This is a genomic window from Rhizobium leguminosarum (genome assembly GCF_004123835.1).
GTDB lineage: Bacteria > Pseudomonadota > Alphaproteobacteria > Rhizobiales > Rhizobiaceae > Rhizobium > Rhizobium leguminosarum_M.
The window spans coordinates 666,016-686,342 of the sequence record NZ_MZMU01000012.1; the positions used below are offsets into that span (position 1 = coordinate 666,016).

Consider the following 20,327-nt stretch of genomic DNA (forward strand, 5'->3'; position numbering starts at 1 on the left):
TCTCCGACTGCAAACGCAGCCGCAACAGCATCACCCGCCCGTTTCGGGCACCCCTTCCGACGGCATCCGGAATTGCCCGCCTCGCCGCCGCTTTCGGACGGAGGAATATCAGATGTCCGCTTTGGAAAGCCTGCGCCGGCTGACGCCGCAGCAGCGCAACACCGTCATCGCCAGCTATCTTGGCTGGACGCTCGACGCTTTCGATTTCTTCATTCTCGTCTTCGTTCTCAAATATATCGCCCAGGAATTCCACACCGACGTTCCCGCCGTTTCGGTGGCGATTTTCCTGACGCTCGCCATGCGGGCGCTCGGCGCGCTGGTCTTCGGGCTGGCGGCCGACCGTTACGGACGGCGCATCACGCTGATGGCCGACGTGCTGCTCTATTCGCTGTTCGAATTCCTGACCGGCTTCTCCACGGGGCTCACGATGTTTCTCGTGCTCAGAGCGCTCTATGGTATCGCCATGGGCGGTGAATGGGGCGTCGGCGCCTCGCTAGTCATGGAGACGGTGCCGGAGGAGAGCCGCGGCATCGTCTCGGGCATCCTGCAGGCCGGCTATCCCTCCGGCTATCTGATCGCCTCGATCGTGTTCTTCCTGCTCTTTCCCGTCATCGGCTGGCGCGGCATGTTCTTTGTCGGCGCGGTGCCGGCGCTGCTGGTGCTCTATATCCGCCGCAACGTCGAGGAAAGCCCGGCCTTCCTGAAGCGGCAGGCCGAGGGGCGCCGGCCGTTCCTGACAGTCTTGCGCGAAAACATTCCGCTGTTCATCTGGGCGGTGCTTTTGATGACGGCGTTCAACTTCTTCAGCCATGGCACGCAGGATATCTACCCGACCTTCCTCGAGACGCAGCGCAACTATTCGAGCTACACGGTCGGCGCGATCGCCATCGTCTACAATATCGGAGCGATCTGCGGCGGGCTGTTCTTCGGGGCGCTGTCGCAGCGGATCGGGCGCAAAAAGGCAATCGTCATCGCCGCGTTGATCGCCGTGCCCGTCGCGCCGTTTTGGGCCTATGCGCCCGGGCCGGTGCTGCTCGCTATCGGCGCCTTCCTGATGCAGTTCTTCGTCCAGGGCGCCTGGGGCATCGTGCCGGTGCATCTGAACGAGCTGTCCCCGGACGAGGTGCGCGGCACATTCCCCGGCTTTGCCTATCAGCTCGGCAACCTGCTGGCGTCAGGCAATGCGACGCTGCAGGCGGGGTTGGCTGCCCGCTGGGACGGCGATTATGCCTATGCGTTGCTGATCGTCGCGGCGGTGGTGGCGCTCGTCGTCGCGGCCCTTGCCGGCTTCGGCTACGAGAAGAAGGATGTCCGCTTCGGCACGGAGGAGGCCGAGGAACCGCATGGCGCGATGCGGATCTAGCGCTGCCTGCGGTTATGAAGGCCGGCGGCGACAGCTGCCGGCCTTTCAGCTCTTGAGCACGTTGCAACCCCAGTTGCCATCGTAAAACGCCGGCCGCAACAGGGTGATGCCGGAAGGCAAGCGCTGTGCAAGCTGCCGCTGGCCCGCATTGGTGACGTGAGACGATTGGTCCGAGGCTAGCAGGACTTGCCGTCGAATGGCGGCGTGCTAGGTAAGGCCCGCTGGCATCTCGCCGGATCGATCCTTCCCTCCACAGCCCCGAGTTACCCCATGCCGTTTTCTCCCGCCGCCGTCTGGCCCGTCGTCATGCTGTTTGCCTCCAACATTTTCATGACCTTTGCCTGGTACGGGCATCTCAAGCACAAGAGCAGCGCGATCTTCCTCGCCATCCTCGTCAGTTGGGGCATTGCCTTCTTTGAATATTGTCTGGCGGTGCCGGCCAACCGTATCGGTTCGGCGGTCTATACGACGGCGCAGCTGAAAACGATGCAGGAGGTGATCACGCTGATCGTCTTTTCCGGCTTCTCGATCTTCTGGCTCGGCGAGAACCTGACCTGGAACCATGCGATCGGCTTTGCGCTGATCGCAATCGGAGCATCCTTCATCTTCCGTGCATAAACTTTAGCCTTTTCAATAGATTACAAATTGTCCATGTCGGGAAAACGCCACATTTCCTACAGATTGGCGTCGCAATTCGTTGAGACCCTGTCACCATCAAGTGAACAGGAGGTGAACAGCCATGAGCCTGTCTTTCCCGACGATGGCGGCGATCCGGTTCGGCTATGGCTTCCGGCCGGGCGAGGTGCCGCCGAGCAGCAAGGACGATCTCATCGGCCAGCTGCGCATGGGGGCGGCGGCAACGCCGGACTTTCCCCTCGGCGGCCCCGACATGCGCCACCAGGCGATTCTCAGCCTGCAGGCGCAGTTGAAGCAGATCCGGCAGGCCGCCAAGACGGTCACCGACGATACGACGCAGCGCGAGATGCGCAGGGGCGTGCAGCGGCAAGTGCAGCAGCAGTTCCAGCACGATGCGAACCTGCGGCTGATGCAGGCGGTGCTGTCGCCGTATGGCTTCTACGAGAGGCTTTCGACCTTCTGGACCGATCATTTCTCCACCAGCGCCAATAAGAGCCTGCCGATGCGTCTCATCGTGCCGCTCTACGAGGCTGAGGCGATCCGGCCGTTCATATCAGGCAGGTTCGGCGATCTCTTGCGCAATGCCACCGCCCATCCGGCCATGCTGATCTATCTCGACCAGGCGGATTCGCTCGGGCCGGATTCGGCCGGCGGCATGAAGCGCAACAAGGGGCTGAATGAAAACCTCGGCCGGGAACTGCTGGAGCTGCACACACTCGGCGCCGGCAGCGGCTACAGCCAGGCGGATGTCACGGCGGCGGCCATGGTGCTAACGGGGCTCACCATCGACCGCAAGGAGATGGACATCGCCTTCCGGCCGAATATTTCCGAGCCCGGCGCACATGAGGTGCTCGGCGTCAGCTATGGCGGGCGCAGGCGCTCGCGCGAGGATTATCTCGATATGCTCGACGATCTCGCGCTCCACCCGAAGACGGCGGTGCATATCAGCCGCAAGCTCGCGGTGCATTTCATCGCCGACCAGCCCGACGAGGGCATGGTGTCCAATATGGCCGAAGCCTGGAAGAAGACCGATGGCGATCTGACTGCCGTCTACACCGCCATGCTCGACCATCCCGCCGCCTGGCGCGACGAGGGCGCCAAGGCGCGCCAGCCCTTCGATTATATCGTCGCCGGCCTGAGGGCGCTGAATGCGGGGCCCGTCAACGGCGTTGTCGGCAGCTTCCTGGCCGCCAACCAGCAGGGCACGGACGAGGGCGACATGGCGGCGAACACGCCCGGCATGGCAGGATCGCCGGTGCCGACCGATCCTGCCGGCGAGGCGCGGGACAAGCGCCTCAAGGCGTTCCGGACGGCGAGGGCGCTGGGGCAGGGCGCGCTCAGGCGCATGGGCCAGCCGACCTGGCTGCCGCCGAGCCCGGCTGGTTTCGAGGAAGGCTTCTCCGCCTGGATCACCGGCAGCCAGCTCGCCGAGCGGTTGGCCTGGGCAAGGCGGACTGCAGCACAGTTCGGCCGGGACGAGGATCCGCGCGAATTCCTGAAATCGACGCTTGCCGATGCCGCCCGCGACGAGACGATCCGTGTGGTGTCGCAGGCGCCGAACAAGATCAGCGGACTGACGCTAGTGCTGGCATCGCCCGAATTCAATCGCCGCTAAGCAGACTTTCGTTGGCAAGCCAACGCTTCGTCTGCTTAGCTCCTTTGTTTTGTCGCAGGTTCCGGAAAACCGTTGGACACTTTTCCGGACCTGCTTAGGAGGCCCCGCCCATGACGCTGCCCATCAACCGGATTTCGCTGTCGCGCCGCGGCTTTCTGACCTCTGCCTGCTGTCTTGCCGCTGCCCCCGTCTTCACACCGGTCACCTTCGCGGCGATGCCGAGCGACAACCGTTTTGTCACCATCGTGCTGCGCGGCGCGATGGACGGGTTGGATCTGGTGCAGCCCTATGGCGATGCCGGCTTTGCGGCACTCAGGCCGACACTGGCACTGACGCCCGAGACCGGGCTTCTCGATCTCGACGGGCATTTCGGCCTCAATCCAGCGGCCGCCGAGCTGATGCCGCTCTGGAAGAGCCGCGAGCTTGCCTTCGTGCATGCGGTGTCGACGCCCTATCGCGACCAGCGCAGTCATTTCGATGGGCAGGACATGCTGGAATCCGGCGGCGAACATGTGGCCGAGGAAAAGACCGGCTGGTTGAACCGGGCGCTCGCCGTCATTCCGCGCTCGGATGCGCGCAAGGCAATCGACATCAACACTTCGACGGAGCTGATCCTCTCCGGGCCGAACAATGTCGACGTCTGGGCGTCGGATTCCAATCTGGCGCCGGCTCGCGACGAGATGCAGTTCCTGGCGCGGCTCTATGCCGGCGATCCGCCGTTCGCCGAAGCACTTGCCGAGGCGACGCGGGCCGACACCGCCTCGATGATGGTCGAGCCGGAGGGCCAGCGCGGCGCCAAGATCGCCGATGTGGCAGCCCTTGCCGGCAACATGCTGAAGGGCGATTACCGCATCGCCAGCTTCTCGATCAGCGGCTGGGACACGCATATCGGCCAGGCCGGCCAGTTCAAGCGGCCGGTGCAGGACCTTTCGCAGGCAATCAATACGTTGAAGACCACGCTCGGGCCCGAGATCTGGGCAAAGACGGTGGTGCTTGCCATGACCGAGTTCGGCCGCACCGTGCGTCAGAACGGCTCAGCCGGCACCGACCACGGCACCGGCGGCTGCGCGCTGCTTGCCGGCGGAGCCATCAACGGCGGCCGCATCCTCGGCCGCTGGCCGGGCATCGGCGATGGCCAACTGCTCGACGACCGCGACCTGATGCCAACCGCCGATGTGCGCGAACTGGCGGCGGCGATGCTCTACCGGCAGTTCGATGTGAGTGCGGATGATCTGACGGGGAAGATTTTTCCGGGGCTGGGGTTTGATAAGGGGTCGCAGTTTCTCAAGGCGTGAGGGGGCGGGGAGGAGCAGCACACCGACCAGCCCTCATGGTGAGGAGGCCCAAAGGGCCGTCTCGAACCACGGGGGCGGGTGGCTGAGCGCCACGCCGGCATCCGCATTCAGCGAAATGGGTGGCCAGCCTCGTCCTTCGAGGCCCCTGCGGGGCACCTCAGGATGAGGCTGGAGAGAGGGTGCGGCGGTCAGCTAAAGAGTCCGCCAGGCGGGTGGCTTCAGCGGCATCCGCATTTGCCGAGGCTGGGGAGAGGCCTTACCGGCCGGTCATCTTCAGTGCTGCCTCTGGCAGCCGCTCGCCCTGAACCTCGATGCCGGCGAGGGCGGCGTCGATTTCGGCGAGGTCGTCGGCGAGCAGGTCGACGTCTACTGCCCCGAGGTTCTCTTCCAACCGGTGCTGCTTCGTTGTTCCCGGGATCGGGACGATCCATGGCTTTTGGGCCAGCAGCCAGGAGAGGGCGATCTGCGCGGGTGTTGCGCCCTTGCGGTCGCCGATCCGCTTGATGAGATCGACGAGCGCAAAATTGGCCTTGCGCGCCTCGGGTGAAAAACGCGGCACGCTGTTGCGGAAATCGCTTGGATCGAACTTGGTGTTCTCGTCGATCTTGCCGGTCAAAAAGCCTGCGCCGAGTGGGCTGAAGGGCACGAAGCCGATGCCGAGTTGCTCAAGGGTGGGCAGCAATTCCGCCTCGGGGCCGCGCCAGAAGAGCGAATATTCGCTCTGGACGGCGGTCACCTTCTGGACGGCATGGGCGCGGCGGATCGTCTGAACGCCAGCTTCGGAACGGCCGAAATGCTTGACCTTGCCGGCTGCGATCAGATCCTTGACGGCGCCGGCCACGTCTTCGATCGGAACGTCAGGATCGACGCGGTGCTGGTAGAACAGGTCGATGCGGTCCATCTTCAGGCGGCGCAGGCAAGCATCGGCAACCGCTTTGACATGTTCGGGGCGGCTGTTCGTGCCGCCGCGGCGTTCACCGGTTTGCAGATCGATATCGAAGCCGAATTTGGTGGCGATGACCACCTGGTCACGGACCGGTGCGAGCGCTTTGCCGACAAGCTCTTCATTGACAAAAGGGCCATAGGCTTCCGCCGTATCGAACAAGGTAACGCCCTGCTGATGAGCCGTGCGCATCAATCTGATCATGTCCCCTTCGTCGGCGGGCGGGCCGTAAGCGGCGCTCATGCTCATGCAGCCGAGACCAAGTGCCGAGACTTCGAGATTGCCGATAGTGCGCTTCTTCATGGTCGTATCCATTCCTGGTTTTGTTAAGGCTCGGGGCAGTCTGTTCCGCGGCGCGGGCGCAGCCAGTCTCGCAATCGAGTTGACGTGAGCTTAGTCCTCGTGTCAGCTTTCGATTAGATGCTGTAATGCGCATGCACCTATAAGACGGACTAATGAATGCCCCAGGACAACAATTTCAACGAACTCGTCGCCTTTCTGACCGTCGCCAGGGAGCGGAGCTTCACCAGGGCTGCTGCCAAGCTCGGCGTGTCGCAATCGGCGTTGAGCCAGACGGTGCGCGGTCTCGAAGAGAAGCTGGGGCTTCGGCTTTTGACCCGCACGACCAGAAGCGTGTCGCCGACACAGGCAGGAGAACGCCTGCTGGAGCGGGTTGGACCGAGATTTGAAGAAATCCAGTTCGAGATCGCCGCCTTGAGCGAAATGCGCGAGCGGCCGGCCGGCACCATTCGCATCACGGCAGGCGAGCATCCTGCGATTTCCGTTCTCGCCCCGGCATTGGCGCGATTTCTCCCCGATAATCCCGATGTCAATGTCGAGGTGATTGTCGACTACGGCCTGACCGACATCGTTGCCGAGCGTTACGACGCCGGCATCCGGCTCGGCGAGCAATTGGCAAAGGACATGATCGCGGTCCGGATCGGCCCCGAGATATGTATGGCCGTCGTTGGAGCGCCCTCCTATTTCGAGCACCATCCGCGCCCTGATGTCCCTCAGGATCTTACGGCGCACAACTGTATCAACATGCGGTTGCCGACGCACGGGACGATATATCCCTGGGAATTCGAGAAGGATGGACGTGAATTGCGCGTCCGTGTCGAGGGCCAAACGGTGTTCAACAACATCGCCATGCGGATCGGCGCGGTTCTGGACGGGCTGGGACTGGCCTATATGCCCGAGGATCAGGTTCAGCCTTACATCGAAGACGGGCGGCTGATCCGAGTTCTGCAGGACTGGTGCCAGCCTTTCCCAGGATACCATCTCTACTATCCGAACAGGCGGCATGCATCTCCCGCCTTCACCCTCTTCGTCGATGCGCTGCGCTATAGAGGAAAGTAGTGCCGATTTTATTCCATCACGGCTTATCAACCGCTTGTGATTAATTAGTCAGCCTAATAGACCCTAGCTGTCCAGGCCGGCTAATCCTTTCCGTCCGAAGCCGTTACCTTCTCGCCATCTGAAACGAAGCGAGAAGCCGACATGCGATATGGATTGTCCAACACCTTGGCGGCATTGCTGCTTGCCTCTGCGCAGCTTGCCGCGCCATTGGCGACGGCTGCCGACGCGGTAAAGCCCGAGCCATTGGTCATCCAGGAGCAGGGCAGTTTTGCCGTCGGGGGAACCAGCACGGCAGCGCCCGGAACCTTCGATCCGCTGAAACCTCTCGATCCCGCAGGCCAGACCTATCACGGCGATCATGCCTTCGCCTTCTATCAGATGCCGGCAAACCCGCGTCAGTACCCGATCGTGATGTGGCACGGTGCCGGACAATTCTCCAAGACCTGGGAGACGACACCCGACGGCCGCGAAGGCTTCCAGAACATCTTCCTGCGTCGAGGCTTCTCCACCTATCTCGTCGACCAGCCGCGCCGGGGCGGCGCCGGACGGAGCATGGCGGAGGCAACAGTGAAGCCGACAGCGGACGAGCAGCTCTGGTTCAACCAGTTTCGCGTCGGCACCTGGCCGAACTATTTCGACGGCGTGCAATTCTCCCGTGGTCCGGAAGCGCTGAACCAGTACTTCCGCGCGATGACGCCGAACACCGGGCCGTTCGATATGGAGGTCGTGTCGGATGCGGTGGCAAAGCTGTTCGAGAAAATCGGCCCCGGCATCCTCTTCACCCACTCGCAGGGCGGCGGACCCGGCTGGCTGACGGCCATCAAGAGCGACAAGGTCAAAGCTATTGTCGCCTTCGAACCCGGCAGCAGCTTCGTGTTTCCGGCAGGCGAGGTTCCCGCCGATATGCCGAGCGCCTTCGACACGCTGAAGGGCGTGCCGGTGCCGATGGACGACTTCATCAAGCTGACGAAGATCCCGATCGTCATCTATTACGGCGACAACATCCCCGACCAGCCGACGACGATGCCGGCGCAGGACAGCTGGCGGGTGCGCCTGGCAATGGCCCGCCTGTGGCGCGATACGGTGAACAAGCATGGCGGCGATGTCACTGTCGTGCACCTTCCCGAGATCGGCATCCGCGGCAACACCCACTTCCCATTCTCCGACATGAACAACGTGGAGATCGCCGATCTGGTCTCGACCTTCCTCCGCGAGAAGAAGCTCGACTGATCGCGCCGCGCGAAGCTGGAAGATTCTTCGCGCAGCATCCGCCTGATCCTGGAACTCAAGAGGTGAAGTCTATGAAACAATTGTTGGGAAACCTGTTGCTGTCGGCCAGCATGATGCTGGCCGTTCTGCCGGGCGCCGTCAGTGCTCAGACACCGGCCGAAGGGGACGACAAGTCCAGGCGCTCGCGCGCCCAGCAGCTGATGGGCGCGACCGCGCCGAAGCTGGCTGAACTGACCGATGACGTCCTCTATGGCGACATATGGGAGCGCCCGCAGCTCTCGAAACGGGATCGCAGCCTGGTGACCGTGGCCGCGCTGATCGCCATGAACCGGCCCGACCAGCTCAGATCTCATCTTGCCATGGCCCGCCAGAACGGCGTGACCGAGGACGAACTGGTTGAGACGATCACCCACCTTGCCTTCTACGCCGGCTGGCCGAATGCCGTGTCGGCCGTTGCCGTCGCGAAAGACGTGTTCGGACGCAAATAAGGCGAGTAGCCCTCCGCTTTTGCCGGAGCCGGCCGCCCGAACATCTTCCGCACAAAACCAGGAAAAGACATTCATGCGTCATCTCATCAAGCGCATTTCCATTCTCTTTGCCATGGCAGGCGCCGTGGTTCTGGTCGGCTGGCAAGTCGACGCCGAGCCGAACCGGACGACGCTGCCCCAATTGGCAGGTCTCGTTCACTATACGACCGTCAGGCGCGGCAACGTGACCGAGCACATCATGACGACGAGGGAAGCCATCCAGGCCGTGAAGAACGGGCAGCCTGTTCCCGCGGGCACGCACTTCGCGCTGGTCGATTACCGCGACGGGGAAATCTATCGCACCTTCGTCATGGAAAAGGGTTCCGGCTGGGGCGGCGACTATGACGAAGACCGTCGCACCGGCGACTGGCAGTTCCAATGGTTCAAGCCGGATGGCAGCGTCAACATGGCCGAGAACACGGCGCGATGCCAGTCCTGTCATTCGTCCAGGGCCGACGAAGACTTCCTCTATACCCTCGATGCTCTCAAGGAATTTAACGGAGCCGTCATTGACTAGGCCGGATCGAATCTCCGGCGAGGGCGTCGCATCATGAGTCCTTTTTTCGTGATCCGCCTCCTGCTCGACTTCACGGCCGCCGGTCTGCTCCTGGCCGCGCTAGCCTACTGGTGGCTCGACAACACCTCGCATGAGCTGATCGGCACCGGCATGTTCATCCTTCTCCTATCGCACAACGTCTTTAACAGGCGGTGATGGAGCAGGCTTCCAAAGGCGGTGCGCGGCAGACCGAGCCTCGTGACAATCGCGTCGAATATCTCGATTGCCCTGGCAATGGCCGCATTGCTGGTGACCAGCGTGCTGCTATCGCGCACGGTGTTTGTTTTCCTTCCCGTGAGCGGCGGACCGACTGCGCGCGAAATACACATTCTTGCGGCCTATTGGGCGTTCATCCTCGCCGCCATCCATCTCGGCCTTCACTGGTCGATGATCATGACCGTCACAGGCAGGCTGTTGCGGGTCGGGCCGCCGAACGCGATCAGGACCGCTGTCCTTCGAGGGATCGCAGGCGCGATAGTGGCGTGCGGTATCCACGGCATGTTCGTCATGGGAATTGGGGATAGGCTCGTCGGCCGGCCGTCGATCGATTTCTGGGACTTTCAGGAATCGACCGCGGGCTTCTTTTTGCATCACATCGCGATCCTCGGGGTGTGTGCTTGCGCTGCGCACTATGCGGCTGTCTGGCTTAGATGGGCGCGTGGGGCACTCCACATTTTGTGACAGGAAGGCGCGGCACACCGACCAGCCCTCATGGTGAGGAGGCCTGAAGGGCCGTCTCGAACCACGGGGGCGGGTGGCTGGATGCCGCGCCAGCACCCGCATTCGGCGAAGCAGGTGGCCAGCCTCGTCCTTCGAGGCCCCTGCGGGGCACCTCAGGATGAGGCTGGAGAGAGGCCGCGGCTTGAAATGAAGGTGTGGAGCGAGCCGCTGCCCGGCCCTTCGCTTGGGCTCAGGGCGTTCGACGTTGCAATCGATTCACTGGATCGATTGCTCCCGCTTTGCGGGGCCGCTTCTCACCCCAGCACATCATAGAGCCGGAAGATGAAACTCACCTGATAAATTAGGTTGGCGGTGATGAAGGCGGTGTGGAAGCGGCGGTTGGGGGTCCAGGCGGCGATGGCGCAGAGGATGATGTAGACGATGTTGCGGGCGGGATATTCCCAGCCGAGCGAGAGGATGCGCTCATGGCCCTTGATCGCCGTGTCGAGAATATCGATGGCGTAGGTGAGACCGAGGATGCCGAAGAACCATTTGCGCCGGGAAATGAAATATTCCTCGTAGCCGCCATATTCGTCGAGCGAGGCAGGAAAGAGCAGGGCGCAGAGCAGGAAGAACAGGCTGCAGAAGCAGACGAGGAAGAGATAGATGCCGAAGCCGATGGCCGGCACCGCCTGCAGGCGATATTCCCACCACCAGATATGGATGATGAACAGGAACATCGACAGCGCCCAGCCGAGATGGATCGGATAGACCTTGGCCTTACCAGGATGCTGGACGATGCCGGCAAGGCCGGTGAGCACCCTGGCAAGCGAAAGGCTGATGACCATGCCCATCACCACCTTGATGTGAAGGAAGACCTCCGGCGAGCTGACCGTTTCCATGCTTTCGATCCTGGCCTGTCACTCTTCGGGGACTTGTTTCGGTTTGCCCTCTTCGTTGAGCGCCACCATGATGAAGGTGCCAGCTGTGACCTTTTCCATCTTGGCGTAACGTGCGCGGTGCGCCCAGGCTTCGACGCACAGCGTGATCGAGGTGCGGCCGACACGGTCGATATCCGTATAGACGGACAACGTGTCGCCGATCTTGACCGGCAGCTCGAAGGCCATCTCCTTGACGGCGGCGGTGACGACGCGACCCTTGGCGCGCTCGGCCGCACGGATGCCTGAGGCAAGGTCCATCTGCGCCATGACCCAGCCGCCGAAGATATCTCCAGCCGGATTGGCATCGCCTGGCATGGCAAGCGTCCTCAGCGTCAATTCGCCTCTCGGCTTGGCGGCATCGGTCATCAAGTCTTCTCCATCTGGTGTGGCGTCGGGCCGGCGATTCACTGCGAAGCACCCTAGTGCAAAGGCTGAGGGCTGTAAAAGACGTCAAGACCAAGCGCTACGGACGGCCGATGGGAAAAATGTTGCTGCCGTTGCCGATTGAAATTTCATTCGATTTCAAATGGTTGAATTTTAGAGATGTCACCTGACCTTACGTTATTTAAACTTCTTCTAATTAAGCTTTACGCTCCAGTAATTCCGGCAATTCAGAATGCGATTGATTTCACCTATAAGAATCGCTGGGAACCTCATGCGCAACGTCAAGATTTCCACCCGTCTTTATTGTCTCGTTGGCTTCACGCTTGCCGTGCTCGCGGCGACGATGGTCTTCTTTCTGAACTATTCTTACTCCGAGCTGGAAGACGAGCGGAAGGCAGGGCTGGCGCAGTTGGATGCGACGGCGCTCGGCATCTTCGAAAAATATTATAAGATGGAGCAGGCGGGCACGATGACCCGCGAGCAGGCGCAGGCGGCGGCCAAGGACGTGATCGGCGCGATGCGCTACGGCGCCGACGGCTATTTCTGGATCAACGACATGCATCCCAAAATGGTGATGCACCCGATCAAGCCGGCGCTTGATGGTACCGATATCTCGCAGATGAAGGACCCGGCCGGCAAATTCCTGTTCGTCGAGTTCGTCAACAAGGTGAAGAAGGACGGCAAGGGTTTCGTCGACTATCTCTGGCCGAAGCCGGGCGCCGATGAGCCGGTGCTGAAATACTCCTATGTCGCCGGTTTCGAGCCCTGGGGCTGGATCGTCGGCACCGGCGTCTATGCCGACGACCTTGCCGCGCTTTATCGCCAGAATTTGCTCTGGGCCACGATGGCCTGCCTGATCGGCGCTGCGGCGACGATCGCGATCGCCTTTGCCATCGTGCGCAGCGTGACGGCACCGATTGCCCGGCTGAGGAAAGCGATGAATGCGATTGCTGCCGAAGAGGCATCGGTAGAGATCGCCGGCAGCGAGTATCGCGACGAGGTCGGCCAGATGGCCAAGGTGCTGCTGGTGCTGCGCGACTCCGTCGATGAGCGCAGCGCGCTGCGCGGCCGGGAAGATGAGAGGCAGCGGCAGATCGAAGAAGAGCGCCGTGGCAACGAGGCGAGCCTGCGCTCTGCCTCCGAACGGCAGACCCATGCGATGCAGGCGCTCGGTGTCGGCCTGGAGAAGCTTGCGGGCGGCGACCTGACGGTTGCGATCGGCGATATCGGCGAAGACTACGCCAAGCTGAGGGGCGATTTCAACGCCGCCGTCGACGCGCTGAACGGCGTCATCCACGCGATCGCCGAATCGAGCCGCGTCGTCAACGACAGCGCGTCCGATATCAGCGAGGCGACGGGCAATTTGTCGAAGCGCACGGAGCAGCAGGCGGCCGCACTCGAAGAAACGGCGGCCGCTCTCGACGAGATCACCGCGACGGTCAAGACGGCATCCGAGCGGGCGAACGAGGCACGCGAGATGGTGGCCGAGACCAAGGCGAGTGCCGGAAAATCCGGCGAGATCGTCCGCAATGCGGTGACGGCGATGGGCCGGATCGAGGATTCGTCCAACCGCATCGGTCAGATCATCTCGGTCATCGACGAGATCGCCTTCCAGACGAACCTTCTGGCACTGAATGCCGGCGTCGAGGCTGCGCGGGCGGGCGAGGCGGGCCGCGGCTTTGCCGTCGTCGCGCAGGAAGTGCGCGAACTTGCTCAGCGTTCCGCCAATGCGGCCAAGGAGATCAAGGAACTGATCAGCCGGTCGGCAACGGAGGTCGAGGGTGGGGTGGCGCTGGTGCGCTCGACGGGTGAGGCACTGCTGGAGATCGAGGCGTTGGTCAACCAGGTCAACGATCACGTCGCATCAATCGCGACGGCGGCGCGCGAGCAGTCGACCGGGCTGAACGAGATCAACGGTTCCGTCAATCACATGGACCAGATGACGCAGCAGAATGCCGCGATGGTCGAGGAGACGACGGCGGCAAGCCGCACGCTCGCCGACGAGAGCACCCAGCTGAAGACGCTGCTTTCGAATTTCCGCCTGCGTGGGGAGCCGCCGCCAGTGGCCCGATACACACGGGCAGCGTGAGGAAACGTAGAGATGAAAGGCCGGGAAACCGGCCTTTTTCATTTCCGTTGCGTTCAGATTGTGCCGGTAAGTTTTCATTCACCGTTTTTAATTAAAATTGGAGTGAGTTTTTTCGGTCACTGCCCAGCCAGCCTGCGGAAGCGATAAGAGTATGGCGTTTGTTTCCTTTCCTCGGCGATCCCTTTTGCCCTTGCTGCTTTCGGCGGCGCTGACGACCTGTTCGATCAGCGACGGGCTGGTGCCGCCGGCCAATGTCGATAACGGCACCAGGGTCAGCTCGATTTCGCCGTCGCGGGGGGCAGCGCGCATGGCGCCTGCCGTGCGCATGGCGCCGGTGGAGAGCCAGGCCTCCTATCCGGTTTCCAGCGCGCCCGTCGGCAATAGCCAGGGTTCCGTCGATTATGTCGATACGCCAAACCTTGCCGGCACCGGCCACGCGGCGCGGACCGCTCCGGGGGCGCGGGCCGCACCGGCGCAGGGGGGTAGGCTGCCGATGATCGACAGCGACGAGGCGCTGGCGGCAGGCCAACCGAGCGGCAACTGGGGCGGCACGCAGGCGCTTGCGATCCCGTCGGGCGGCGTCAACATGGATGACGATCTCGGGGCCGAGCCGGTCGTCGGGCTGGCGCAGGAACAACATCAGCAGATCGCCGAGGGCAACGCCACCGAGCCGGTTGTCGACGGCATCGGCACCGATAATCCAACGCAGCTCAACCAGCCCATGCGCCAGCCCGCGCAGCAGCCAATACCGCAGCCGTCGGCCGAGGCACAGATGAGCCGGCCCGCCTGGAACGATGGCAGCCCAGTGGTGGCGCCGGCCCGTGTTCCCGAAGAGGACGAGAGCGAAGAGGTCGCGATGCTGCGGCCGAACAATCCGATGATAAGCCAACCGGCAGCACCCGTCGATCCCAGCGTCATGCCATCCTCCGAGCTTGCCTGCCGGCGCGAGCTGAAGCGCATGGGCGTACTCTTCGACAACAAGCCGCCGATCTCGAACGGGCCGGCCTGCCAGGTACCCTATCCGGTGTCGCTGAAGGGGCTTTCCGGCAATATCGGCGTCCGCCCCGCCGTGACGCTGAACTGCCAGGTGACGCTTGCCTTCGCCAAATGGGTGAAGAACGAACTGGCGCCGTCCGCCCGCTACCGTTACTGGTCCGGCATCAAGACGATCCAGCCGCTCGGCGGCTATTCCTGCCGACGCATGAACAACAGCCGGCAGAAATACAATCCGATGTCGGAACACGCCCGCGGCAACGCCATCGACGTCGGCAAGTTCGTGCTGAAGAACGGCCATGAGATCGACGTGCGCAAGAAGGGCCTGTTCTCGCTGCGCGAGGGGCGGTTGCTGAAGGCGGTGCGCAGCGACAGCTGCCGCTATTTCAACACCGTGCTCGGCCCCGGCAGCAACCCGGAGCACTGGAACCACTTCCACTTCGATCTTCGCTCCCGCAAGAGCGGCAAGGCCTATTGCGACTGATGCATATCGCCTAAACCATGCGGCGCAGGTGCAGTTGATGTCGCAGCATCGGGCTTGGCTGCCAAAAAAGGGTTCATCCCTGCCGCAGGGCACGCTATAGATCGGCGAGCCGATTGCGTTTCGAGAGTTTGATCCATGAGCTATGATTTCCATGTCGGCCAGAAGGTCGTCTGCATCAACGACACCTTCAAGCATGTCAGCATCGACCAGCTGATCCGCAAAGGCGAGATCTATACGATCCGCTGGGTGGGTGAATACACCCATTATATCGACGGCACGTTCATCGGGGTGAAACTCGCGGAAATCAATCGCGGCAATGACGACGGGCCGGAAGGTTATGGGGCGGCCGACATGCCCTATCGCGCGACGCGCTTCCGGCCGCTGGTAAAGGACAAGATCTCGTCACTGCGCAAGCTGTTGGCGCCGACGCCCGATGCACCGGTCGAACCGAAGGAAAAAATCAGGAAGAAAGAGAAGGTCTGAACGCCCCACGGCACCGATCAGGCCGTCTTTCTGCTCAGGAACAGCGCAGTCTCTTTGCGGACCTCAAGCACGCCGCTGCGTTGCCTGAACGCATCGGCAATGGCTTGACGGAAGCTGATGAGTTGAGTTTCGCCGGCGCGATCGCCGGGCGGATAGGAGGTGAGCGCCAGGAATACATCCTCGGGCTCGGTGATCCGCAGGCTTGCCGGATGCTGCGACATGCTGACGTTTCCAAACTGCGACCGCATCGATCGTTCGGCAGCGTCATATCCGAAGGCTTCGGCAGCCGGATCGGATGGGGCACTGCCAAATATGGTCGTCAGTTCATAGATCTCCCGCATATTGTCGGCGCCGTTGGTGGTGACCGCGAGTAAGCCGCCAGGCCTCAGCACTCTCGACATGTCCGCGATGCCGGCGACCGGGTCGGGCAGGTGATAGAGCATATGCATCGCGATCACGGCATCGAAGGCGTCATCTTCGAAGGGGAGCGCGACGGCGTCGGCCTGGCAGCCCCGAACGGAGCCGAACGGCAGTGCGCTGCAACGCGCCACCGCCTCGTCGACCATGCCGGGTGAGAGGTCGGCGAGCGTCAGGTCGAGGTCCGCCGGCAGCAGACCTGCAGTTGCCGCCCAGAACCAGGCCGGCCCGCAGCCGACGTCGAGGACGCGATCGCCCGGTTTCAGGGACAATTGCGCCGCAATCCACGGAAACCAGGCGGTCTCGGCGATGGTATATTGGCTATGCAGTCGAGCCCGCGCGGCAAGCTTCCGGCTGTCGCCATACTGTCCCGCATTGTCTGCTGTTATGGAGGACATGGCATCTCTCCGGGCTTCTTCACAGGATGCGCCCCGCTCTAGTTCGTCGGCAGAGCCTATAGATTGCTCCATTCCCGGACAAGACGTGACCTTGCGCAACGGGCCAGCTTGTTCGCATAGCTGCCGCTGAGGGTTGCCCGGATATGGCGCGTTTCCAACTTTGGAAATAAATCGCATCCGATTAAATCGGAATGTGTTGACATCGGTTTTGGTGGGGCGTATTAGAACGCATCCGACTTAATCGGATACGTATTAAACTTAAACCGAAAGGATATCACCATGACCGAGAAGCTTCTCTTTGCCGGCAAAACCCACATCTCCGGCGGCCGCGACGGCTCCGCGCGCAGCAGCGACGGGACGATCGATATCAAGCTGCCGCAGCCGCATCCGGCCGCTGAAAACCTGTTCGGCATCGCCTGGTCGGCCTGCTACATCGGCGCCATCGAACTTGCCGCTGCCCAGAGAAAGATCACGCTGCCGGCCGGTCCCGAGGTCGACGCGGAGATTACTCTCAACGCCGACAACGGCTCCTTCTTCCTGAGGGCGCGCCTCAATGTCAGCCTGTCCGGCATTGATCGCGATATCGCGCAGGAGCTGATCGAGGCAGCTCATGGCATCTGCCCTTATTCCAAGGCGACACACGGCAATATCGACGTCGAGACCAAGCTTGTCTGATCGAGCGAGGGTAGACCTCTTCCCGAAGGCTTAGATGTGAGGATCTGTCGATCGAGCGGCAGAACCACCCCGCCTGGTGGCAGGCATCGAAAACCTCGCCCATCCGGAGAACGTGCCATGATCGACAGCCACGTCCAGCCACGCCGAGCCTATGACGAGTTCTCGCTCGTGCTCGATCCTGATGCCTACGAGCCGTTGCCTGACGATTGGCTGATCGGCATCACCGACGTCGTCAGCTCGACGCTGGCGATCAAGGCGGGGCTTTATGAAGACGTCAACTTCGCAGGCGCATCGATCATCGCTGCTCTCGGCAATGCCTGGGGCTCGTTCGACTTCCCCTTCGTGTTCCGCGGAGACGGAGCGGCATTCGCCCTGCCGCCGCACGGCATTATGGCCGCGACCTCGGCGTTGCGGCAGGTCGCGAACTTTGCACGAACTGATCTCGATCTCACCCTTCGCATCGGGCTGCTCACCGTGCGCGACATCCGCACCAGTGGGCGCGACGTGAGCGTTGCGCGCTATGCGGCTTCGGAAAACGCGACCTATGCGATGTTTGCAGGGGGCGGGCTCAAATGGGCGGAGCAGCAGATCAAGAACGGCCGGTATCTGGTCAAGCCGGGCCGCTACGCGACGAGGCCCGACCTGACCGGTCTCAGCTGCGACTGGACTCCGTTTCCAAGCCAAAGGGGCGAGATCCTGTCGCTGCTGGTCGAGCCCCGCGACCGCACCAGCCCTGAGGTCTTTGCGGCGCTGGCGAAGCGCGTGCTTGCGATTTTCGATGCCGCACCGCGCCAATCTCATCCGCTTCCCGGCGGTATTCCCACCCACGGAGACAGCGGGAAGCAGGTCGATGCGAAAGGCTGGTCGGCGGTCGCCGCCAATTCGGATTTCCGCAAATTCGATGATGGTTTGCGTCTGACGCTGGACTGCACGCGCGAACAGATCGACAGGGTCGAAGCGATCCTCGTTCCGGCGAGGGCGCGCGGCGAGATCAACTTCGGACTGCACCGCCAGTCGCATGCCCTGATGACCTGTCTCGTGCCATCAGACAGGCCGGATTCGCACTTGCATTTCCTCGATGGAATGGGGGGCGGCTATGCCAGGGCCGCCGAAATGATGGAAGAAGGTGCGCTTGGCGATATCGTCCGGCATCACGATCCGTAGGCTCAGGACCCAACCGGCGCGGGTTCGTGACCGCCAAGATATCTAAGTGGGCTCCCCCGTTTCCCGGCTGACCAGGTTTGCGAGCATTTTGCCGAGCTGAGGCGGCGCCAGCTCGGCTTCGCCTTCTATCGCGGCGACGTTAAACCATCTGAGCTCGGTGTGTTCGTCATCGACCAGCCGCGGATAGCCGTGCCACTGATCGATGCGATAGACATGGAAGGTGACGGATGCCTCAGGCGGGCCTTCCGATACGAACTTTCCCGCAAACTGCCAGCGCTGCGGCGTCACGCCTATTTCTTCCATCAACTCCCGGCGCATTGCCGTCTCGGCGTCTTCGCCGTCTTCGATATGGCCGCCCGGGAGGCTCCAGCGATCCGGGTGCACCTTGTGCATGGAACTGCGTCTGGCCAGAAGAACGGTTCCGTTCTGGCTCAGCGCGCCCATCGCGATCTCGGGCATGTCGTCTTCTCCGCTATGCCAGCAACTGTCGACTGATGCCGCGATCACGATTTCCCCGGTTCGCCCTGCGTTGACCGCAGGAGGTTGTCGCGCAGCGTCGTCACCGATTTCTGCACGACGGGAAAGTCGTCGCCGAGGCCGGTGGCCCCAAGCAGCGCGTTGCCGGGTTCAGTTTCCACGAGTTGGCGCCCTGCCGGCGTCAGACTGACTCGCACCTGCCGTTCGTCGGCGGGATCGCGGTGACGGGTGATATAGCCATTCGACTCCAGCTTCTTGAGGATGGGCGTCAGCGTGTTGGATTCGAGAAACATCTTTTCCCCCAACACCCCAACGGTCTGGTCGTCCTCTTCGGAGAGGGCCACCATGGCGATATATTGGGTATAGGTCAGGCCAAGTTCGTCCAGGATCGGCTTATAGGCGCGGCCGAAGGCGAGATTTGCCGAATAGACCGCGAAGCACAGAAAATTGGAAAGTTTCCTTCCATCCTTGCCCGCCTGTGGGGAAGGGGGTGCAGGCGTGCCAGGCTGTCTTGCGGTTTTAGATACGGGCATGACTTCATCCTATCCAGGCGCTGAATGCTAGGACTTATATATATCGTATCCGATTAAATCGCAACTGAATCGGCAGCTATTTTCGAACAACCTCTCCCGGCCGTCGCCCCAGCTGCCAGAGCGGCGGCCAGTGTCGGCGCCTTGGTGCCTAGCCGAACTTCTCGGTCGTGTCGGCCTTGCCGAACACCCAGTAGCCGGATGCCTTGATCCAGCCGAGTGGGCAACCTCGTTCCAGCAGGTAGGTGCGGATATCGCGTGTCACCGAGGCTTCCGCCGCGACCCAGATGAAGGTCTCCGACTGGATATCGACCGTGCTCAAGAGCTGCAGCAGTGCATTGGAATCGGTTGCCTGCGAGAGAGGCCGGTGCGCCCAGTGGAGGTGCAGCTCGGCTGATGTCTCGAAGGTCTGCTCTTCCAACGGGCCGGTGACGGCTGCGATTGTGGTGATGACGGTTCCGGCGCCGCTCTCCTCGATCCGGCGGCCGATCGCCGGCAGCGCGGTTTCGTCGCCGATTAGCAGCCACCGCTTTATCGTCTTGGAGACCACGGCGGAGCCCCTTGGTCCGCCGATCTCGAGCCTGTCGCCGGGGCGTGCGTCGATCGCCCATTGGGTCACTGGGCCTGCCTCATGCAAGGCGAAGTCGATGATCAATTTCCGTTCGATATTGTCATAACGGCGGGGCGTGTAGTCACGGCGTTCTTCGCTGCCATCGGCGGCCGGTACGAAAATCTTGATGTGGTCGTCGGGCGCAAGGCTGATGAAATCGGCGAGATCATCGCCGGTCAATGAGATGCGGCGCATGCCAGGAGTGATGTCGACGACGCTTTCGACCGAGAGAGTGCGCCGTCGCGTGTCGTGGCGGACCCGTTCGATGCCGGGAGCCGGTGAAGTCTGATCTTTGAGTTGATTGTTATCCATGTGTCCTCAGAAGCTTTTTGAGCTCGATCCGCAGGACACAGTCGCGCAGATCGAAGCCGCAAAGCCGTTCGATCATACGCGTTGAGTGACGTTAACGCTTACGTGGCCGGGTGACCCGACCATTGACGGCATGATGTAGCCGACGGCGGCGGCATGTGCAACGGCAAGAGGCCTAGCAATGGCGAT

The 20,327-nt window shown here is 62.2% G+C and carries 20 protein-coding genes and 1 pseudogene; 14 read left to right on the forward strand and 7 right to left on the reverse strand.

Features of this window, described 5'->3' with window-relative positions; genetic code table 11:
• Nucleotides 1-112 precede the first annotated feature (112 nt).
• From B5P46_RS20070 to B5P46_RS20085, 4 genes are all read left to right on the forward strand, one after another.
• Nucleotides 113-1,363 carry an MFS transporter gene (locus tag B5P46_RS20070; protein WP_129420242.1) on the forward strand — a complete coding sequence of 417 codons (1,251 nt, stop codon included), beginning with the start codon at nucleotides 113-115 and terminating at the stop codon, nucleotides 1,361-1,363.
• 270 nt (nucleotides 1,364-1,633) lie between these two features.
• Nucleotides 1,634-1,981, forward strand: a complete 348-nt coding sequence (locus tag B5P46_RS20075) for a DMT family protein (RefSeq protein ID WP_129420243.1) — start codon at nucleotides 1,634-1,636, stop codon at nucleotides 1,979-1,981.
• Nucleotides 1,982-2,102: 121 nt separating this feature from the next.
• Nucleotides 2,103-3,614, forward strand: coding sequence for a DUF1800 domain-containing protein (locus B5P46_RS20080; RefSeq protein ID WP_129420244.1), 1,512 nt, complete (start codon nucleotides 2,103-2,105; stop codon nucleotides 3,612-3,614).
• Between the two features lie 110 nt (nucleotides 3,615-3,724).
• Nucleotides 3,725-4,909: a DUF1501 domain-containing protein gene (locus B5P46_RS20085; RefSeq protein WP_129420245.1), complete on the forward strand. Its 1,185-nt coding sequence runs from the start codon at nucleotides 3,725-3,727 to the stop codon at nucleotides 4,907-4,909.
• 256 nt (nucleotides 4,910-5,165) lie between these two features.
• Here the strand turns inward: B5P46_RS20085 and B5P46_RS20090 are convergent, their stop codons facing one another.
• On the reverse strand, nucleotides 5,166-6,155 hold the full coding sequence (locus tag B5P46_RS20090; RefSeq protein ID WP_129420246.1) for an aldo/keto reductase: 990 nt from the start codon (nucleotides 6,153-6,155) through the stop codon (nucleotides 5,166-5,168).
• Between the two features lie 156 nt (nucleotides 6,156-6,311).
• Here B5P46_RS20090 and B5P46_RS20095 point away from each other — a divergent pair, with 156 nt between their 5' ends.
• The 5 genes and pseudogenes from B5P46_RS20095 to B5P46_RS20115 all read left to right on the forward strand — a co-directional run bounded on the left by B5P46_RS20095 (nucleotide 6,312) and on the right by B5P46_RS20115 (nucleotide 10,205).
• A complete protein-coding gene (locus B5P46_RS20095; RefSeq protein ID WP_129420247.1) occupies nucleotides 6,312-7,211 on the forward strand; it encodes a LysR family transcriptional regulator in 900 nt (299 codons plus the stop codon).
• 141 nt (nucleotides 7,212-7,352) lie between these two features.
• Nucleotides 7,353-8,441 carry an alpha/beta hydrolase gene (locus B5P46_RS20100; RefSeq protein ID WP_129420248.1) on the forward strand — a complete coding sequence of 363 codons (1,089 nt, stop codon included), beginning with the start codon at nucleotides 7,353-7,355 and terminating at the stop codon, nucleotides 8,439-8,441.
• 71 nt (nucleotides 8,442-8,512) lie between these two features.
• Nucleotides 8,513-8,929, forward strand: coding sequence for a carboxymuconolactone decarboxylase family protein (locus B5P46_RS20105; protein WP_206735375.1), 417 nt, complete (start codon nucleotides 8,513-8,515; stop codon nucleotides 8,927-8,929).
• 73 nt (nucleotides 8,930-9,002) lie between these two features.
• The gene (locus tag B5P46_RS20110; protein ID WP_129420250.1) at nucleotides 9,003-9,485 is read left to right on the forward strand and encodes a cytochrome P460 family protein; all 483 of its coding nucleotides are present in this window, start codon (nucleotides 9,003-9,005) and stop codon (nucleotides 9,483-9,485) included.
• A 33-nt stretch (nucleotides 9,486-9,518) separates the two neighbouring features.
• A pseudogene (locus tag B5P46_RS20115) lies at nucleotides 9,519-10,205 on the forward strand (DUF4405 domain-containing protein).
• A gap of 293 nt (nucleotides 10,206-10,498) precedes the next feature.
• Here the strand turns inward: B5P46_RS20115 and B5P46_RS20120 are convergent.
• Together B5P46_RS20120 and B5P46_RS20125 are read right to left on the reverse strand one after the other, a co-directional pair.
• The gene (locus B5P46_RS20120; RefSeq protein ID WP_129420251.1) at nucleotides 10,499-11,086 is read right to left on the reverse strand and encodes a hypothetical protein; all 588 of its coding nucleotides are present in this window, start codon (nucleotides 11,084-11,086) and stop codon (nucleotides 10,499-10,501) included.
• Between the two features lie 18 nt (nucleotides 11,087-11,104).
• The gene (locus B5P46_RS20125; protein WP_129420252.1) at nucleotides 11,105-11,491 is read right to left on the reverse strand and encodes an acyl-CoA thioesterase; all 387 of its coding nucleotides are present in this window, start codon (nucleotides 11,489-11,491) and stop codon (nucleotides 11,105-11,107) included.
• A gap of 289 nt (nucleotides 11,492-11,780) precedes the next feature.
• On the opposite strand from B5P46_RS20125, the gene B5P46_RS20130 reads away from it, so the two are divergent.
• From B5P46_RS20130 to B5P46_RS20140, 3 genes are all read left to right on the forward strand, one after another.
• A complete protein-coding gene (locus tag B5P46_RS20130; protein ID WP_129420253.1) occupies nucleotides 11,781-13,598 on the forward strand; it encodes a methyl-accepting chemotaxis protein in 1,818 nt (605 codons plus the stop codon).
• 151 nt (nucleotides 13,599-13,749) lie between these two features.
• Nucleotides 13,750-15,075: an extensin-like domain-containing protein gene (locus tag B5P46_RS20135; RefSeq protein ID WP_129420254.1), complete on the forward strand. Its 1,326-nt coding sequence runs from the start codon at nucleotides 13,750-13,752 to the stop codon at nucleotides 15,073-15,075.
• Between the two features lie 135 nt (nucleotides 15,076-15,210).
• Nucleotides 15,211-15,558 carry a hypothetical protein gene (locus tag B5P46_RS20140; RefSeq protein WP_012757920.1) on the forward strand — a complete coding sequence of 116 codons (348 nt, stop codon included), beginning with the start codon at nucleotides 15,211-15,213 and terminating at the stop codon, nucleotides 15,556-15,558.
• 17 nt (nucleotides 15,559-15,575) lie between these two features.
• Here B5P46_RS20140 and B5P46_RS20145 read toward each other — a convergent pair whose 3' ends face one another.
• Nucleotides 15,576-16,373: a class I SAM-dependent methyltransferase gene (locus B5P46_RS20145; RefSeq protein WP_129420255.1), complete on the reverse strand. Its 798-nt coding sequence runs from the start codon at nucleotides 16,371-16,373 to the stop codon at nucleotides 15,576-15,578.
• 279 nt (nucleotides 16,374-16,652) lie between these two features.
• On the opposite strand from B5P46_RS20145, the gene B5P46_RS20150 reads away from it, so the two are divergent.
• Together B5P46_RS20150 and B5P46_RS20155 are read left to right on the forward strand one after the other, a co-directional pair.
• Nucleotides 16,653-17,048: an Ohr family peroxiredoxin gene (locus B5P46_RS20150; RefSeq protein ID WP_129420256.1), complete on the forward strand. Its 396-nt coding sequence runs from the start codon at nucleotides 16,653-16,655 to the stop codon at nucleotides 17,046-17,048.
• 117 nt (nucleotides 17,049-17,165) lie between these two features.
• Entirely contained in the window at nucleotides 17,166-18,212 is a 1,047-nt protein-coding gene (locus tag B5P46_RS20155) for a DUF3095 family protein (RefSeq protein ID WP_129420257.1), read from the forward strand.
• Nucleotides 18,213-18,254: 42 nt separating this feature from the next.
• On the opposite strand, the gene B5P46_RS20160 is transcribed toward B5P46_RS20155, so the two are convergent.
• The 3 genes from B5P46_RS20160 to B5P46_RS20170 all read right to left on the reverse strand — a co-directional run bounded on the left by B5P46_RS20160 (nucleotide 18,255) and on the right by B5P46_RS20170 (nucleotide 20,141).
• Nucleotides 18,255-18,671 (reverse strand): NUDIX hydrolase, encoded by a 417-nt coding sequence (locus B5P46_RS20160; protein ID WP_129420258.1) that lies wholly within the window; start codon nucleotides 18,669-18,671, stop codon nucleotides 18,255-18,257.
• Nucleotides 18,672-18,715: 44 nt separating this feature from the next.
• Nucleotides 18,716-19,222 carry a MarR family winged helix-turn-helix transcriptional regulator gene (locus B5P46_RS20165; protein WP_129420259.1) on the reverse strand — a complete coding sequence of 169 codons (507 nt, stop codon included), beginning with the start codon at nucleotides 19,220-19,222 and terminating at the stop codon, nucleotides 18,716-18,718.
• Between the two features lie 148 nt (nucleotides 19,223-19,370).
• Nucleotides 19,371-20,141 (reverse strand): siderophore-interacting protein, encoded by a 771-nt coding sequence (locus tag B5P46_RS20170; protein WP_129420260.1) that lies wholly within the window; start codon nucleotides 20,139-20,141, stop codon nucleotides 19,371-19,373.
• Nucleotides 20,142-20,327: the final 186 nt, after the last annotated feature.

Excerpts from the sequence above, each read along its gene's own strand:
- B5P46_RS20135 (WP_129420254.1), top strand. The coding sequence starts at position 13,750 with ATGGCGTTTGTTTCCTTTCCTCGGCGATCCCTTTTGCCCTTGCTGCTT.
- B5P46_RS20090 (WP_129420246.1), bottom strand. The coding sequence starts at position 6,155 with ATGAAGAAGCGCACTATCGGCAATCTCGAAGTCTCGGCACTTGGTCTC.
- B5P46_RS20110 (WP_129420250.1), top strand. The coding sequence starts at position 9,003 with ATGCGTCATCTCATCAAGCGCATTTCCATTCTCTTTGCCATGGCAGGC.
- B5P46_RS20120 (WP_129420251.1), bottom strand. The coding sequence starts at position 11,086 with ATGGAAACGGTCAGCTCGCCGGAGGTCTTCCTTCACATCAAGGTGGTG.
- B5P46_RS20155 (WP_129420257.1), top strand. The coding sequence starts at position 17,166 with ATGATCGACAGCCACGTCCAGCCACGCCGAGCCTATGACGAGTTCTCG.
- B5P46_RS20130 (WP_129420253.1), top strand. The coding sequence starts at position 11,781 with ATGCGCAACGTCAAGATTTCCACCCGTCTTTATTGTCTCGTTGGCTTC.
- B5P46_RS20150 (WP_129420256.1), top strand. The coding sequence starts at position 16,653 with ATGACCGAGAAGCTTCTCTTTGCCGGCAAAACCCACATCTCCGGCGGC.
- B5P46_RS20105 (WP_206735375.1), top strand. The coding sequence starts at position 8,513 with ATGAAACAATTGTTGGGAAACCTGTTGCTGTCGGCCAGCATGATGCTG.
- B5P46_RS20070 (WP_129420242.1), top strand. The coding sequence starts at position 113 with ATGTCCGCTTTGGAAAGCCTGCGCCGGCTGACGCCGCAGCAGCGCAAC.
- B5P46_RS20085 (WP_129420245.1), top strand. The coding sequence starts at position 3,725 with ATGACGCTGCCCATCAACCGGATTTCGCTGTCGCGCCGCGGCTTTCTG.
- B5P46_RS20140 (WP_012757920.1), top strand. The coding sequence starts at position 15,211 with ATGAGCTATGATTTCCATGTCGGCCAGAAGGTCGTCTGCATCAACGAC.
- B5P46_RS20165 (WP_129420259.1), bottom strand. The coding sequence starts at position 19,222 with ATGCCCGTATCTAAAACCGCAAGACAGCCTGGCACGCCTGCACCCCCT.
- B5P46_RS20125 (WP_129420252.1), bottom strand. The coding sequence starts at position 11,491 with ATGACCGATGCCGCCAAGCCGAGAGGCGAATTGACGCTGAGGACGCTT.
- B5P46_RS20170 (WP_129420260.1), bottom strand. The coding sequence starts at position 20,141 with ATGGATAACAATCAACTCAAAGATCAGACTTCACCGGCTCCCGGCATC.
- B5P46_RS20080 (WP_129420244.1), top strand. The coding sequence starts at position 2,103 with ATGAGCCTGTCTTTCCCGACGATGGCGGCGATCCGGTTCGGCTATGGC.
- B5P46_RS20075 (WP_129420243.1), top strand. The coding sequence starts at position 1,634 with ATGCCGTTTTCTCCCGCCGCCGTCTGGCCCGTCGTCATGCTGTTTGCC.
- B5P46_RS20145 (WP_129420255.1), bottom strand. The coding sequence starts at position 16,373 with ATGTCCTCCATAACAGCAGACAATGCGGGACAGTATGGCGACAGCCGG.
- B5P46_RS20095 (WP_129420247.1), top strand. The coding sequence starts at position 6,312 with ATGCCCCAGGACAACAATTTCAACGAACTCGTCGCCTTTCTGACCGTC.
- B5P46_RS20100 (WP_129420248.1), top strand. The coding sequence starts at position 7,353 with ATGCGATATGGATTGTCCAACACCTTGGCGGCATTGCTGCTTGCCTCT.
- B5P46_RS20160 (WP_129420258.1), bottom strand. The coding sequence starts at position 18,671 with ATGCCCGAGATCGCGATGGGCGCGCTGAGCCAGAACGGAACCGTTCTT.